Source organism: Acinetobacter wanghuae, from assembly GCF_009557235.1.
Lineage (GTDB): Bacteria > Pseudomonadota > Gammaproteobacteria > Pseudomonadales > Moraxellaceae > Acinetobacter > Acinetobacter wanghuae.
The window spans coordinates 14,572-29,085 of record NZ_CP045650.1; the positions used below are offsets into that span (position 1 = coordinate 14,572).

The window sequence follows — 14,514 nt, forward strand, 5'->3', positions numbered from 1 at the left end:
CTCAAAGAACTGACCATATATTGAGTATGTTATACTTGAAATATGGTCTTTTTCATTAAAAGACACCCCATTGAAAAGAGGAATCCACCATGAATGCCCAAGCACTTGAGCTCACTGACAATGCTGCAAATAAAGTACGCCAATTGCGCGACAGTGAAGGTAACCAAGACTTAATGCTCCGCGTTTATGTAACAGGTGGCGGTTGCTCTGGCTTCTCGTATGGTTTTAATTTTGCAGAAAGCCAAAATGAAGATGATGCAGAATTTGTAAACGGTGATGTAAAAATGTTAGTCGATTCACTGAGCTATCAATACTTAGTGGGTTCGGTTGTCGATTATGTAGAAGGGTTGGATGGTTCACGCTTTATTGTGCAAAATCCAAATGCAACGACCACCTGTGGTTGTGGTTCATCTTTCTCAATTTAATCGGTATGCATAAAAAAATCCTCTTAAAGAGGATTTTTTTATGGCAGCTATATTTAAAATGATTTTATTTTTCGAGTTTGACGGCATCTAAAATATCAAAAATAGCCGTAGTCACGTCCTGACTTAATGCACGATGATTAAACACTTCATAAGCGGTAATCGTGATATCTGTATCGCTTGGCAATAAGCGCTGTTCTTCTTCAATTAAATCTTTAATTGGCAATAATGTTTGTTTAACTTCAAGATGCAAAATATCTTTAAAAGCAATATTTTCATCATCAAGTTCAATCAATTGTTCATTAAAATAAGGCAGTAAAATTGAATGAAGATAAGGCTGAATTTCAACAATATCAAAAATTTGAATATCGCGTGTTTCATCCACCGTACTAATGTGATCATTCACTTCAATTAAAATATGGTAGTAGCTCACGTGCATCTCCGATATGTTGCTAGGTGCTTATTTAATATTCACAATAGCATGAAAAGCAGCGCGATTGTACGTTCGATATCGAAAAAGGCATAAAAAGATTAAGGGATTTTTTACATTTTATTGCAGGGCTCTCAGCATAATCCGATCTGCTTCTTTTAAGCTGAAATTTTGCATATTCTGTCCGCCTAAAATAGGGTACATCAACGCTTCAGGATCGCTGTTGTGATCGAGACCCAATGCATGACCAAGTTCATGGGCAATAGTCAGGCGTAAGTCATCTTTGTTATCAAATTGATAAATTTCGATATGTCTGCCGTTATAAATGCCTTTATGAAACTCGCGTGGGGGAAAGCGTTGATTCATATGATCGACATTTACATTGTAGGCATGAATATTTTGATTATGTTGCTGCACCTGTTGATTATATTGTTCATTTTCAGCTTTTAAATTGCGAATGGCTTGATCAAGCTGTTCAGCTTGAGCTTTGAGTTGTTGATATTGTTGCTCGATCTGCTGTCGATGTGGACCATTTTCATGTTCAATACGAGCCCAACTCATACGTTGCTGATTTAACTGTTCAAAATCTTGATGTAATTGATCGCGCTGTATTTGCAGTTGTTGGTTGCGTTGTTCTAACGCACTATAGCGATCGTCTAACTCAGCTGAACGTTGTTGATTCATGTTTTGCGCTTCATCTAATTGCTTTCGACTGTTCTTTTGAGCTTCATATTCCATCTGACGTTGGTCATAAATCAGATTGATGGTTAATTTTGCCTTAGGGTCATACACCAATAATGGCTTGTCGGTGCCTTTTTGCCAAATTTGAATGGCATCTTCACATAGCTGCATCAGTTCAGATTGACTGATATTGAAACGAGGGTCGACCTCACCCAAACGAAAGCGTAGGCGAGTATCGAAAGGGTGCATGATTTTATCAGCTGTGGTGCGATGTTCGGCTTTATTGGGATGATGAGATGGAAAGAAGAGCCAGATGAACAATAACGCCCCAAGGGCAAAAAAAAGAGCGCGCATAACAGTTTTAAATGATTATTTTTAAATTAATGTAGCTGAAAAGCAGCTTTAATCCTAGATGTTAAATCGCTGAAATAAAAAAAACCGCGCTTTCGCGCGGTCTTTTTGTTCACTCTTTCGAGTTAAATTAAAGCGACAACTTATTTTTTGTCATCTTTAACTTCAGTGAATTCAGCATCTACAACGCCGTCATCTGCTTTTTGAGATTGACCTTCACCGCCTTGGAACGCGTTTGGATCAAAACCTTCAGCACCGCCTTGACCTTGCGCAGCTTCATAAGCACGTTGAGTAATCGGCATGATGATGTTTTGAAGTGCTTCAGTTTTCGCTTTAATTTCTTCTACGTCATTTTCTTTCGTAGCAGCTTCAAGCTCAGTTACTGCAGCATCGATTGCAGTTTTTTCGTCTGCAGTCACTTGTTCGCCAAGATCTTTCACTGCTTTTTGAGCAGAAGATACAAGCGCATCCGCTTCGTTACGTGCTTTCGCTAATTCTTCGAATTTACGATCTTCTTCAGCATTCGCTTCAGCATCACGGATCATCGCTTCGATTTCAGCATCAGACAAACCTGAGTTTGCTTTAATCTGGATAGATTGTTCTTTACCAGTGCTCTTATCTTTCGCAGATACTTTCAAGATACCATCAGCGTTGATGTCGAACGATACTTCAATTTGTGGCACACCACGTGGAGCAGGTGGAATATCGCCCAATTGGAAGTTACCCAACAATTTATTTTGCTGAGCCATTTTACGTTCACCTTGGAACACAGAAATGTCTACAGCAGGTTGGTTGTCGGCAGCAGTTGAGAACACTTGAGATTTCTTCGCAGGAATCGTGGTGTTTTTCTCGATGATTGCTGTTAACACGCCACCCATGGTTTCAATACCAAGTGTAAGCGGTGTTACGTCAAGAAGAAGTACGTCAGTTTTGTCACCTGAAAGTACAGCACCTTGAATTGCAGCACCCATTGCTACAGCTTCGTCTGGGTTCACGTCTTTACGTGGCTCACGACCGAAGAACTCTTGTACTTTTTGTTGTACAAGTGGCATACGAGACTGACCACCCACCAAGATTACGTCAGAGATGTCAGAAGTATTTAAACCAGCATCTTTAAGGGCAATCTTACATGGCTCAATGGTACGAGCAACTAAATCAGCAACCAAACCTTCAAGTTTAGAGCGAGTTACATTGATCACTAAGTGTTTAGGACCAGTTGCATCTGCTGTGATGTATGGAAGGTTAATTTCAGTTGCATTCGAAGAAGAAAGCTCGATTTTTGCTTTTTCAGCAGCTTCTTTTAAACGTTGAAGTGCAAGCGGATCTTGTTTCAAGTTTACGCTTTGTTCTTTCTTGAATTCTTCCACTAAGTATTCAATTAACGCGTTATCGAAGTCTTCACCACCAAGGAATGTATCACCGTTCGTAGACAATACTTCGATTTGTTGGTCGCCATCAAGGTCAGCGATTTCGATGATTGATACGTCGAAAGTACCACCACCCAAGTCGTATACAGCAACTTTACGGTCGCCTTCTTTTTTGTCCATACCGAACGCTAACGCAGCTGCTGTAGGTTCGTTGATGATACGTTTAACTTCTAGACCTGCAATTTTACCTGCATCTTTAGTCGCTTGACGCTGAGCATCGTTGAAGTAAGCAGGAACGGTAATCACCGCTTCAGTTACTGTTTCGCCTAGGTAATCTTCAGCTGTTTTTTTCATCTTTTTCAAGATTTCAGCAGAGATTTGTTGTGGCGCTAATTTTTTATCGTTTACATCAACCCAAGCATCGCCATTGTCAGCTTTGATGATTTTGTAAGGAACAAGACCGATGTCTTTTTGAACGGCTTGGTCTTGGTACTTACGACCGATCAAACGTTTGATCGCGAATAATGTATTTTTAGGGTTAGTCACTGCTTGACGTTTCGCAGATTGACCTACAAGAATTTCACCATCTTTATACGCAATAATCGATGGAGTTGTACGCGCGCCTTCTGCGTTGTCGATTACTTTAACTTTGTCGCCTTCAAGTACAGCAACACAAGAGTTCGTTGTACCTAAGTCAATACCAATGATTTTAGCCATTTGGGTGTTTCCTCTAAAATTCTTTTATTCCCAAATCTTTCCCTCTATAGAAGAGAAATTAAAAGGGTTTCACTTGTGGTTCGATATGAGAGCCAATCAAAATTTTTCAAGTAAATATTTTTAAAAAAATTGAAAAACTCTCGAAATTCTTAGTCTTATTGACCGACTAAAACCATAGCAGGACGAAGTAGACGACCGTTTAAGCTATAGCCTTTTTGTAATACGGTGCCAATTTCATTGGCTTTTGCATCAGGTGCAATACCGACTGCTTGATGTAACTCAGCATTAAAACCATTGGCTGTATCGACAGCGACTACACCAAATTTTTCTAAAGTGGTGAGCAATGATTTAAGGGTCAATTCAACGCCTTCAGAGAATGCCGATTTTTCTTCGCCCACAGCGGCAATTGCACGCTCAAGGTTGTCGACTGAATCAAGCAGTTGTTTTGCAAATTTTTCTAGCACGATATCTTTATGCTTTTCTGACTCACGTTGAATACGTTCAACGCTTTTTTGCGCTTCATAGACCGCATTGGCTGTACGTGCTTTTTCTAACTTTAAGTCACCTTCAAGTTGAGCAATCTGTTCTTGTAGCGATTCAACGGTAACTTCAGCTTGTTCAGTTTCAGCCTGAGTTTGCGTTTCTGCTTGCTCTTGCCCAAGATCTTGAGCGTCTTGATTTTGCTCAGTTGCCATTGATTTACTCCGTTTAAATGGGTTCTTAAACATGTACAGTCCTTAGCCATCAGGTTTAACTGTGTTAATACCGAACTGCCATGACTTATGAAGTTCTTGATTACTTAAAGAAGTCGGGGCAAGCAATAAAAATTCAAGCGAAAGTCCCGATTAAATTTAAGATTTATCGAAAAATAGATAAAAAAATGCAGATAAATGAGATTTGCTCGGCACGAAGCCTAAAACAAGACTCAAGATTGAGATAAAACGTCAACGTGAGATCAAGTCTTGTTTATATAGATTGATTGGCACACATATCGAGATAAGCTTCAAAAACCATCAAAATAACGTGGTTGGATTGCTTGGTCGTTTCATGTTGGCTCAATTCAATTGACAATAGACTACAAGCTGAATTAATCGCTATTTTGGATCAAAGCGATAAGTTTTAACTGTTTTCATTTAGATCTAAATCATTGCATGATCATTGTTAAGAGCAGTGACCTTGTTTAGAGGAGAGAGCCGAATGAGGTTACTGTTTTATGATTTACCCTTTTCAGCTGAGTACTCCCCAAGGCTCAGCTTTTTTTTGCTAAATTTTTTTATTGATGTTTTTTTAGACATAAAAACGATTAATCATTAAGCAATAAAGTATTTCACAATAATAGACGCAAACACTATTATTGTTTTCAGATTCTATCGCTGTAGATTCTTCTTATTTTTGATATGTGTTTTCTGGCTTACCAATCCCTTGGTAAGCTTTTTTTTGCCCGTTCAAAAGTATCTGAATCTTTTTACGGTTATATCCAGCAGAATCTCGTATTAAAAATAAAAAAACCCACGAATGGGCTTCTTTATATAAGTCGGTTTTCACTGACTCTCATTTAAAACAATTCTATGTAGCTTGAGTGATTAAATGATTTTATGGCTTTTGTGATCTAGTTTCTGCGTTGATCTAACTCTTGTTGACGTTTACGACGTTGCTCATCTGCTTTCTTTTGATTTTGTGCGTTGGCATTTTTACGTTGTTGCTCGGCACGTTTACGATTGTCATCGGCTCTACGTTTATTTTGTTCAAGCTGATTTTTACGTGCATTGTCGAGTTTTTGACGCTGAGCATTGTTACGCTGCTGTTCAATACGTTTACGGTCAAGTTCAGCCTTACGTTTGTTTAATTCCGCTTGTTGACGATTGCGGTTTAATTCTGCTTTACGTCGATCTAACTCAAGCTGACTTTGACGCTTTTGATTTAAATTACGACGTTCTAACTCTTGTTTACGACGTTCAAGTTCCAAGCGTTGACGTTGTTGTTCGTTTTCCCAACGTTGGCGTTCAATACGATTATCATATTGGCGGTTTTGGTTATAACCATAGTCATAACGGTTGTCGTAGCGATTGTTATTGTAGCCATCATCTGGAAGTGCGACACAGCCTACGGCTAAAAACGTCGTCGCAATCGATAGCAATATTAATTTTTTAGCCATAATAGCTGCTCCTCATGAATCTAAAGTTTGTTATAAATCTTTAGATGCGTTATTAAATTGTCAATGACAATTCGTCTAATTAAGATTAGCGTATTAAAGCGAAACACTATGTACTGAGTTGTTGGAACATGTATAAAAATATGTTCATATTCGAGCAATCATGTAAGAAATATGAAGAAGAGTGAATACAGGACAAAAATAATGACAGTAATGCAACAACGCCTTCAATCGATGTTGGAAAAAAGCCAAGGTCAGGCAGCACGATTTTTAGACAAACTTCCTTCTGTCGCGCAAGAGGCTTTGGCGAAGGCTTTAGGATATCCCTATGTGTATCCAGATTTAGATTCTTTTGTGAAATGCTTAATGGCAGTGCAAATTAAACAAGGCAAAGCGGGTTTAATTGGCGAAGATATCAAGCGCTCACGCGAAATGTTTGAACAGAACATGCAAGCCATTGCAGCGAAGCCCACTGAAGTGAAGTTGGTCGACGACCTAAGACTGCCTTTACAAAACGGGACTATTTTTGCACGGCATTACCATCCAGCGCCTAATAAAAAATTACCGATGATTGTCTTTTATCACGGTGGTGGTTTTTTGGTAGGTAGTTTAGATACTCATGATGAATATTGTCGTTTGTTGGCGAATCACGCCAATGCACAAGTTCTCAGTATTGGTTATCCATTAGCACCTGAAGCTAGTCCATTGCAAATCGTTAAAATTTGTGAGGATGCTTTGGCGTGGGTACATCAACATAGCAAGCAATTTAAAATTTTAAAAAATCGAATTGCGCTTGCAGGCGATAGTGCAGGGGGGAATTTGGCAGCGGTGGTTGCACAGCGCAGCGTAGACAAAGCTTATGCGCCCAATGCACAGCTTTTAATTTATCCTGCAATGGACTTTAAAAGTCGTCATCCTTCTTATTATGCTTATAAAGATGGTTTGGTTTTAACTGAAAACGATATTGAGCGCGTAACACAGCATTATGCCCAAACACATAACGTTGCTTTAGATGATCCTATTATTTCCCCAACCTATGGTCAAACCAAGAATTTGGCACCCGCTTATGTGATTACGGCACGTCATGATGTCCTGCATGATGAAGGTTCAATCTATGCGCATAAGTTGCAAAAGAATGGCGTGAAAGTTTATTACCAAGAATATGTGGATCAAGCGCATGGCTTTATTAATATGACTCCGATTTCAGCTCGAGCGAAGAAACATGTGATCGAGATGAGTAAGCATTTCCGTAAATTCTGGGATAAAAATAGCTAAACAGTTCTACAACTATATATAGTCAAAAGGCGTTTCACGTGGAACGCGTTCTTTTATTTGTCATTTATACGTGCTTTAGGGAAGACCAAACTAAAATTCGGTACATAAAAGCTTTGTAAATAACGTGCTTGTGAAAAGTCTGGAAAAATAGTGTGAGTGTCTCGCCATTCGACCTTGCTCAGCTTAGAGAGATGTCCTCTAAAGGTCGGTGCAAATTGAAAGCGTTGTCCTTTCCATGCTTGGCGAATTGTCAGCATCGAATTTGGAATATGGTGACTATTAATATAAAACTGTCTTGCTGACTTGGGTTGGTAAAGATGAATCGTCATCTGCTGACCTTGATGGGTAATCTTACATTGCAGATGCTTTTCATCTTCAGTCCATTCAAATTGAGCATGCTCTTTAGGAATGCCCCATAAATGTTGCCCATGAATAACAGACTCAAGGGTGGATACATAAATTTTAGGAATGGAGCTTAAGCGACGTTTACTCATTAAAGGATGATCTAGAATTAACAGCTCATCATAAGGTCCAATGGGAGCGTTTTGATAACGTACCAATAACACTTGAACCATGCGACCTAATGGCGAAGGGGCAAGATGAAACTGTGCATGTTGTTTAATAAACTGCGGTGATATCCAATAATTCAAAATAAAACCGTCCCCCTGTAAATGCCAAGGCGGAAATTGATGGATATTTTTTTCCACTAATTCAGGATAGCGCATCTTATTCTCAATATTTTAGTCGGCAGATATGCTGCATTATTTTTGATCTACGATTAATATAACGCGATATCTATATATGTCGTGTAATGAGAAGAGTTAAATAATGTTAAAAACAATTTTAGCTGCATGTGCACTCAGCATAATGAGTATGCAAATTTTTGCCGCGAACACTGTGGTCGAGATGAAAACGACAGCGGGTACGATTGAAATTGAACTTTATAATGACAAAGCACCCATTTCATCAAAGAATTTTGAAGAGTATGTGAAAGCCAACTTCTATAACGGCACAATCTTCCATCGTGTCATTCCAGACTTCATGGTGCAGGGTGGCGGCTTTGACGAAAACATGGTGGAAAAACCCAATGCACGTCCGACTATTCAAAATGAATCGTCAAATGGCATTGCTAATAAACGTGGCACTTTAGCCATGGCACGTATGAATCAACCAAATTCAGCACGTTCACAGTTCTTTATTAACTTAGTTGATAATAAATTTTTAGATCGTTCAGCGATGAATGCTGGTTATGCTGTGTTTGGGCAAGTCATTAAAGGGATGGACATTGTCGATAAAATTGCGAAAACACCTACCGTGAACTATGCAATGCATCAAAATGTACCAAAAATCCCGATTAAGATTAACAGTGTGCATATTAAAGAAGCAGTGCAAGTAAAATAGCTCAAAAATATGAAAATTAATTAAAATGATTAATTTTATATATAAAACAGTAGCTTGAGTTGTGTTTTGTTTAAATTATAATTAGGTTGGTGTGTAAAAATAAAACACTCGTGTTTTATGTCAGTTAAAAGCACTTGCACGTGTAGGAAATTGCCCTATAATGAGCCCATACCGACGAGATAGACGGAAACGAACGAAGCACGAAGTGCTGAGTTGTTAAGTTTATCGAAGTCCAGCTCTTAATACTGACGAAGTATTAAGAAGATCATTAAGAGATTATGAAGAACAACTTGTGTGGATTTTTACTGATTGATTGATCGAAATTATTTTCATTGATTGATGGTAGAAATTACTCGAAGTTTATTTGAGAAATATTTGTCAGAAAATTGATGAGCCAAGATTGGTAGCCTTTAAGCTACTACTGATTTTAAACTGAAGAGTTTGATCATGGCTCAGATTGAACGCTGGCGGCAGGCTTAACACATGCAAGTCGAGCGGATGAAAGTAGCTTGCTACTGGATTCAGCGGCGGACGGGTGAGTAATACTTAGGAATCTGCCCATTAATGGGGGACAACAGTTGGAAACGACTGCTAATACCGCATACGCCCTACGGGGGAAAGCAGGGGATCTTCGGACCTTGCGTTAATGGATGAGCCTAAGTCAGATTAGCTAGTTGGTGGGGTAAAGGCCTACCAAGGCGACGATCTGTAGCGGGTCTGAGAGGATGATCCGCCACACTGGGACTGAGACACGGCCCAGACTCCTACGGGAGGCAGCAGTGGGGAATATTGGACAATGGGGGGAACCCTGATCCAGCCATGCCGCGTGTGTGAAGAAGGCCTTTTGGTTGTAAAGCACTTTAAGCGAGGAGGAGGCGCCCTAGACTAATACTCTAGGTGCGTGGACGTTACTCGCAGAATAAGCACCGGCTAACTCTGTGCCAGCAGCCGCGGTAATACAGAGGGTGCGAGCGTTAATCGGATTTACTGGGCGTAAAGCGTGCGTAGGTGGCCAATTAAGTCAAATGTGAAATCCCTGAGCTTAACTTAGGAATTGCATTCGATACTGGTTGGCTAGAGTATGGGAGAGGATGGTAGAATTCCAGGTGTAGCGGTGAAATGCGTAGAGATCTGGAGGAATACCGATGGCGAAGGCAGCCATCTGGCCTAATACTGACACTGAGGCACGAAAGCATGGGGAGCAAACAGGATTAGATACCCTGGTAGTCCATGCCGTAAACGATGTCTACTAGCCGTTGGGGTCTTTGAGACTTTAGTGGCGCAGCTAACGCGATAAGTAGACCGCCTGGGGAGTACGGTCGCAAGACTAAAACTCAAATGAATTGACGGGGGCCCGCACAAGCGGTGGAGCATGTGGTTTAATTCGATGCAACGCGAAGAACCTTACCTGGTCTTGACATAGTAAGAACTTTCCAGAGATGGATTGGTGCCTTCGGGAGCTTACATACAGGTGCTGCATGGCTGTCGTCAGCTCGTGTCGTGAGATGTTGGGTTAAGTCCCGCAACGAGCGCAACCCTTTTCCTTATTTGCCAGCGGGTTAAGCCGGGAACTTTAAGGATACTGCCAGTGACAAACTGGAGGAAGGCGGGGACGACGTCAAGTCATCATGGCCCTTACGACCAGGGCTACACACGTGCTACAATGGTCGGTACAAAGGGTTGCTACCTAGCGATAGGATGCTAATCTCAAAAAGCCGATCGTAGTCCGGATTGGAGTCTGCAACTCGACTCCATGAAGTCGGAATCGCTAGTAATCGCGGATCAGAATGCCGCGGTGAATACGTTCCCGGGCCTTGTACACACCGCCCGTCACACCATGGGAGTTTGTTGCACCAGAAGTAGCTAGCCTAACTTAATTGAGGGCGGTTACCACGGTGTGGCCGACGACTGGGGTGAAGTCGTAACAAGGTAGCCGTAGGGGAACCTGCGGCTGGATCACCTCCTTAACGAAAGATTGACGATTGGTAAGAATCCACAACAAGTTGTTCTTCATACGATGTACCTGAGGGTCTGTAGCTCAGTTGGTTAGAGCACACGCTTGATAAGCGTGGGGTCACAAGTTCAAGTCTTGTCAGACCCACCATCTGCAAAACAGAAATCAGATACATTGATCTAAATGATAAGCTGGGGACTTAGCTTAGTTGGTAGAGCGCCTGCTTTGCACGCAGGAGGTCAACGGTTCGACTCCGTTAGTCTCCACCAAATTTCAAGACAAGAAAAGCATGCTTTTCCTTGAAATTTAGGCAAGAAGCTACGCTTCGCGCAGTATGTGATCATACGGTGCTGAGGTTGATTAGTCCTTGAGCTGTCAAGTGTTTAGATTCTAGAGATTAACAAGTATAAGCGTTATGATACGCGCACTTGGTAATCTCTGTGATTTATCACAGTTGCTACGATCCGATGAGGACGTAGACAATCATTAACAGAATATATTTGAGTTGAAATAAATTGTTTAAGGCTCAGAGCTAATTAAACAACAACTTACAAAGCGTAAGCTAAGTGAGTGGTTGAATAAGAAGTGATGAGAAACTAGCGATTAACTGAATCAAGCGTTTTGGTATATGATTTTGATTGAAGCTGTACAGTGATTAGATTCACAGTACTTCGAACTGTATGTTGAAGGTGCTCCTTGTAGGTACCGTCGACTGTTTGGGGTTGTATAGTCAAGTAATTAAGTGCATGTGGTGGATGCCTTGGCAGTCAGAGGCGATGAAAGACGTAATAGCCTGCGAAAAGCTCCGGGGAGGCGGCAAATATCCTGTGATCCGGAGATGTCTGAATGGGGAAACCCACTTACCATAAGGTAGGTATTGCATGATGAATACATAGTCATGCAAGGCGAACGAGGGGAAGTGAAACATCTCAGTACCCTTAGGAAAAGAAATCAATTGAGATTCCCTTAGTAGCGGCGAGCGAACGGGGATCAGCCCATTAAGTTACATAAGCTTTAGTGGAACGCTCTGGGAAGTGCGAACGTAGAGGGTGATATTCCCGTACACGAAAGGGCTTATGTAATGATGACGAGTAGGGCGAGGCACGTGAAACCTTGTCTGAATATGGGGGGACCATCCTCCAAGGCTAAATACTCCTGACTGACCGATAGTGAACCAGTACCGTGAGGGAAAGGCGAAAAGAACCCCTGTGAGGGGAGTGAAATAGATCCTGAAACCGCATGCATACAAGCAGTGGGAGCCGGCATTGTGTCCGGTGACTGCGTACCTTTTGTATAATGGGTCAGCGACTTACATTCAGTAGCAAGGTTAACCGAATAGGGGAGCCGTAGAGAAATCGAGTCTTAATAGGGCGTTTAGTTGCTGGGTGTAGACCCGAAACCGGGTGATCTATCCATGAGCAGGTTGAAGGTTGGGTAACACTAACTGGAGGACCGAACCCACTGTCGTTGAAAAGCCAGGGGATGACTTGTGGATAGGGGTGAAAGGCTAATCAAACTCGGTGATAGCTGGTTCTCCCCGAAAGCTATTTAGGTAGCGCCTCGGACGAATACCATTGGGGGTAGAGCACTGTTTCGGCTAGGGGGTCATCCCGACTTACCAAACCGATGCAAACTCCGAATACCAATGAGTACTATCCGGGAGACAGACTGCGGGTGCTAACGTCCGTAGTCAAGAGGAAAACAATCCAGACCGCCAGCTAAGGCCCCAAAATTATAGTTAAGTGGGAAACGATGTGGGAAGGCATAGACAGCTAGGAGGTTGGCTTAGAAGCAGCCACCCTTTAAAGAAAGCGTAATAGCTCACTAGTCGAGTCGGCCTGCGCGGAAGATGTAACGGGGCTAAAACTATATGCCGAAGCTGCGGATTTGCAATTTATTGCAAGTGGTAGGGGAGCGTTCTGTAAGCCGATGAAGGTGGATTGAGAAGTCTGCTGGAGGTATCAGAAGTGCGAATGCTGACGTGAGTAACGACAAAACGAGTGAAAAACTCGTTCGCTGAAAGACCAAGGGTTCCAGTCCAACGTTAATCGGGGCTGGGTGAGTCGACCCCTAAGGCGAGGCCGAGAGGCGTAGTCGATGGGAAATTGGTTAATATTCCAATACTTCTGTGTAATGCGATGAGAGGACGGAGAAGGTTAAGTCAGCCTGGCGTTGGTTGTCCAGGTGAAAGACAGTAGGCATGCATCTTAGGCAAATCCGGGGTGCTCTATGCTGAGAGTTGATAGCAAGCTGTACTTGTACAGCGAAGTGGCTGATACCATACTTCCAGGAAAAGTCTCTAAGCTTCAGTTACACAGGAATCGTACCCGAAACCGACACAGGTGGTCAGGTCGAGTAGACCAAAGCGCTTGAGAGAACTCTGCTGAAGGAACTAGGCAAAATGGTACCGTAACTTCGGGAGAAGGTACGCTGTCGACGGTGACGGAATTTACTTCCTGAGCGGTTGACAGCCACAGAAACCAGGCCCCTGCAACTGTTTATTAAAAACATAGCACTCTGCAAACACGAAAGTGGACGTATAGGGTGTGATGCCTGCCCGGTGCTGGAAGGTTAATTGATGTGGTTAGCGCAAGCGAAGCTATTGATCGAAGCCCCAGTAAACGGCGGCCGTAACTATAACGGTCCTAAGGTAGCGAAATTCCTTGTCGGGTAAGTTCCGACCTGCACGAATGGCATAATGATGGGGGCGCTGTCTCCAGCAGAGACTCAGTGAAATCGAATTCGCCGTGAAGATGCGGTGTACCCGCGGCTAGACGGAAAGACCCCGTGAACCTTTACTGCAGCTTGACATTGAACTTTGATCTTACTTGTGTAGGATAGGTGGGAGGCTTTGAAGTCGTGACGCTAGTTGCGATGGAGCCAATCTTGAAATACCACCCTGGTAATATTGAGGTTCTAACTCTGCTCCATAATCTGGAGCGAGGACCATGTCTGGTGGGTAGTTTGACTGGGGCGGTCTCCTCCTAAAGAGTAACGGAGGAGTACGAAGGTGCGCTCAGCGTGGTCGGAAATCACGCGTAGAGTATAAAGGCAAAAGCGCGCTTAACTGCGAGACCCACAAGTCGAGCAGGTACGAAAGTAGGTCTTAGTGATCCGGTGGTTCTGTATGGAAGGGCCATCGCTCAACGGATAAAAGGTACTCTGGGGATAACAGGCTGATACCGCCCAAGAGTTCATATCGACGGCGGTGTTTGGCACCTCGATGTCGGCTCATCTCATCCTGGGGCTGAAGCAGGTCCCAAGGGTATGGCTGTTCGCCATTTAAAGAGGTACGCGAGCTGGGTTTAGAACGTCGTGAGACAGTTCGGTCCCTATCTACCGTGGGCGTTGGAAATTTGAGAGGATCTGCTCCTAGTACGAGAGGACCAGAGTGGACGAACCTCTGGTGTACCGGTTGTGACGCCAGTCGCATCGCCGGGTAGCTATGTTCGGAAGGGATAACCGCTGAAAGCATCTAAGCGGGAAGCCTACCTCAAGATAAGATTTCCCAAGGACTTTATGTCCTCTAAAGAGCCGTTGAAGACTACGACGTTGATAGGTTGGATGTGGAAGTGCAGTGATGTATGAAGCTGACCAATACTAATTGCTCGTGAGGCTTGACTATACAACACCCAAACAGTTGGTGTTGTAGTCGAAATCACTACAAAACAACTTGATTTAGTTTGAAAGCTAAGTAAAATTAAGCAACACATCGATACTCAAATATCTCTGTTAATAACTCTTTTGACCAAAGCTAGGCATGC

General features: G+C 42.5%; 10 protein-coding genes, 2 tRNA genes and 2 rRNA genes. 7 read left to right on the forward strand and 7 right to left on the reverse strand.

The annotated features are described in order from the left end of the window. Positions 1–89 precede the first annotated feature (89 nt). On the forward strand, positions 90–425 hold the full coding sequence (gene erpA / locus GFH30_RS00055; protein WP_153369991.1) for an iron-sulfur cluster insertion protein ErpA: 336 nt from the start codon (positions 90–92) through the stop codon (positions 423–425). A gap of 64 nt (positions 426–489) precedes the next feature. Here the strand turns inward: erpA and GFH30_RS00060 are convergent, their stop codons facing one another. The 6 genes from GFH30_RS00060 to GFH30_RS00085 all read right to left on the reverse strand — a co-directional run bounded on the left by GFH30_RS00060 (position 490) and on the right by GFH30_RS00085 (position 6,123). Then, a complete protein-coding gene (locus GFH30_RS00060; RefSeq protein WP_153389447.1) occupies positions 490–861 on the reverse strand; it encodes a hypothetical protein in 372 nt (123 codons plus the stop codon). Positions 862–972: 111 nt separating this feature from the next. Further along, on the reverse strand, positions 973–1,887 hold the full coding sequence (locus GFH30_RS00065) for a matrixin family metalloprotease (RefSeq protein WP_153369995.1): 915 nt from the start codon (positions 1,885–1,887) through the stop codon (positions 973–975). A 140-nt stretch (positions 1,888–2,027) separates the two neighbouring features. Further along, positions 2,028–3,968 carry a molecular chaperone DnaK gene (gene dnaK, locus GFH30_RS00070; protein WP_153369997.1) on the reverse strand — a complete coding sequence of 647 codons (1,941 nt, stop codon included), beginning with the start codon at positions 3,966–3,968 and terminating at the stop codon, positions 2,028–2,030. A 155-nt stretch (positions 3,969–4,123) separates the two neighbouring features. Then, positions 4,124–4,663, reverse strand: a complete 540-nt coding sequence (grpE, locus tag GFH30_RS00075; protein WP_153373311.1) for a nucleotide exchange factor GrpE — start codon at positions 4,661–4,663, stop codon at positions 4,124–4,126. 691 nt (positions 4,664–5,354) lie between these two features. Beyond that, positions 5,355–5,513, reverse strand: a complete 159-nt coding sequence (locus GFH30_RS00080) for a hypothetical protein (RefSeq protein ID WP_153369999.1) — start codon at positions 5,511–5,513, stop codon at positions 5,355–5,357. A gap of 64 nt (positions 5,514–5,577) precedes the next feature. Next, positions 5,578–6,123: a hypothetical protein gene (locus GFH30_RS00085; protein WP_153370001.1), complete on the reverse strand. Its 546-nt coding sequence runs from the start codon at positions 6,121–6,123 to the stop codon at positions 5,578–5,580. A gap of 201 nt (positions 6,124–6,324) precedes the next feature. On the opposite strand from GFH30_RS00085, the gene GFH30_RS00090 reads away from it, so the two are divergent. Beyond that, positions 6,325–7,395, forward strand: coding sequence for an alpha/beta hydrolase (locus GFH30_RS00090; protein WP_153370002.1), 1,071 nt, complete (start codon positions 6,325–6,327; stop codon positions 7,393–7,395). A gap of 53 nt (positions 7,396–7,448) precedes the next feature. On the opposite strand, the gene GFH30_RS00095 is transcribed toward GFH30_RS00090, so the two are convergent. Next, on the reverse strand, positions 7,449–8,120 hold the full coding sequence (locus GFH30_RS00095; protein WP_153370004.1) for an acetoacetate decarboxylase family protein: 672 nt from the start codon (positions 8,118–8,120) through the stop codon (positions 7,449–7,451). Between the two features lie 103 nt (positions 8,121–8,223). Between GFH30_RS00095 and GFH30_RS00100 the strand changes: the two genes are divergently transcribed. The 5 genes from GFH30_RS00100 to GFH30_RS00120 all read left to right on the forward strand — a co-directional run bounded on the left by GFH30_RS00100 (position 8,224) and on the right by GFH30_RS00120 (position 14,375). Then, positions 8,224–8,796, forward strand: a complete 573-nt coding sequence (locus GFH30_RS00100; protein ID WP_153370006.1) for a peptidylprolyl isomerase — start codon at positions 8,224–8,226, stop codon at positions 8,794–8,796. Positions 8,797–9,225: 429 nt separating this feature from the next. Then, a 16S ribosomal RNA gene (locus tag GFH30_RS00105) occupies positions 9,226–10,763 on the forward strand. 60 nt (positions 10,764–10,823) lie between these two features. Continuing rightward, positions 10,824–10,900: transfer RNA gene (locus GFH30_RS00110), tRNA-Ile, on the forward strand. Positions 10,901–10,943: 43 nt separating this feature from the next. Next, positions 10,944–11,019: transfer RNA gene (locus tag GFH30_RS00115), tRNA-Ala, on the forward strand. Between the two features lie 459 nt (positions 11,020–11,478). Beyond that, a 23S ribosomal RNA gene (locus GFH30_RS00120) occupies positions 11,479–14,375 on the forward strand. The 16S and 23S rRNA genes sit together here with 2 tRNA genes alongside, the layout of an rRNA operon. The last annotated feature ends 139 nt before the right edge of the window (positions 14,376–14,514 follow it).

Bases quoted from the DNA above. Each gene is read 5' to 3' on its own strand.
- erpA (WP_153369991.1), top strand. From the start codon at position 90: ATGAATGCCCAAGCACTTGAGCTCACTGACAATGCTGCAAATAAAGTA.
- GFH30_RS00060 (WP_153389447.1), bottom strand. From the start codon at position 861: ATGCACGTGAGCTACTACCATATTTTAATTGAAGTGAATGATCACATT.
- GFH30_RS00065 (WP_153369995.1), bottom strand. From the start codon at position 1,887: ATGCGCGCTCTTTTTTTTGCCCTTGGGGCGTTATTGTTCATCTGGCTC.
- dnaK (WP_153369997.1), bottom strand. From the start codon at position 3,968: ATGGCTAAAATCATTGGTATTGACTTAGGTACAACGAACTCTTGTGTT.
- grpE (WP_153373311.1), bottom strand. From the start codon at position 4,663: ATGGCAACTGAGCAAAATCAAGACGCTCAAGATCTTGGGCAAGAGCAA.
- GFH30_RS00085 (WP_153370001.1), bottom strand. From the start codon at position 6,123: ATGGCTAAAAAATTAATATTGCTATCGATTGCGACGACGTTTTTAGCC.
- GFH30_RS00090 (WP_153370002.1), top strand. From the start codon at position 6,325: ATGACAGTAATGCAACAACGCCTTCAATCGATGTTGGAAAAAAGCCAA.
- GFH30_RS00095 (WP_153370004.1), bottom strand. From the start codon at position 8,120: ATGCGCTATCCTGAATTAGTGGAAAAAAATATCCATCAATTTCCGCCT.
- GFH30_RS00100 (WP_153370006.1), top strand. From the start codon at position 8,224: ATGTTAAAAACAATTTTAGCTGCATGTGCACTCAGCATAATGAGTATG.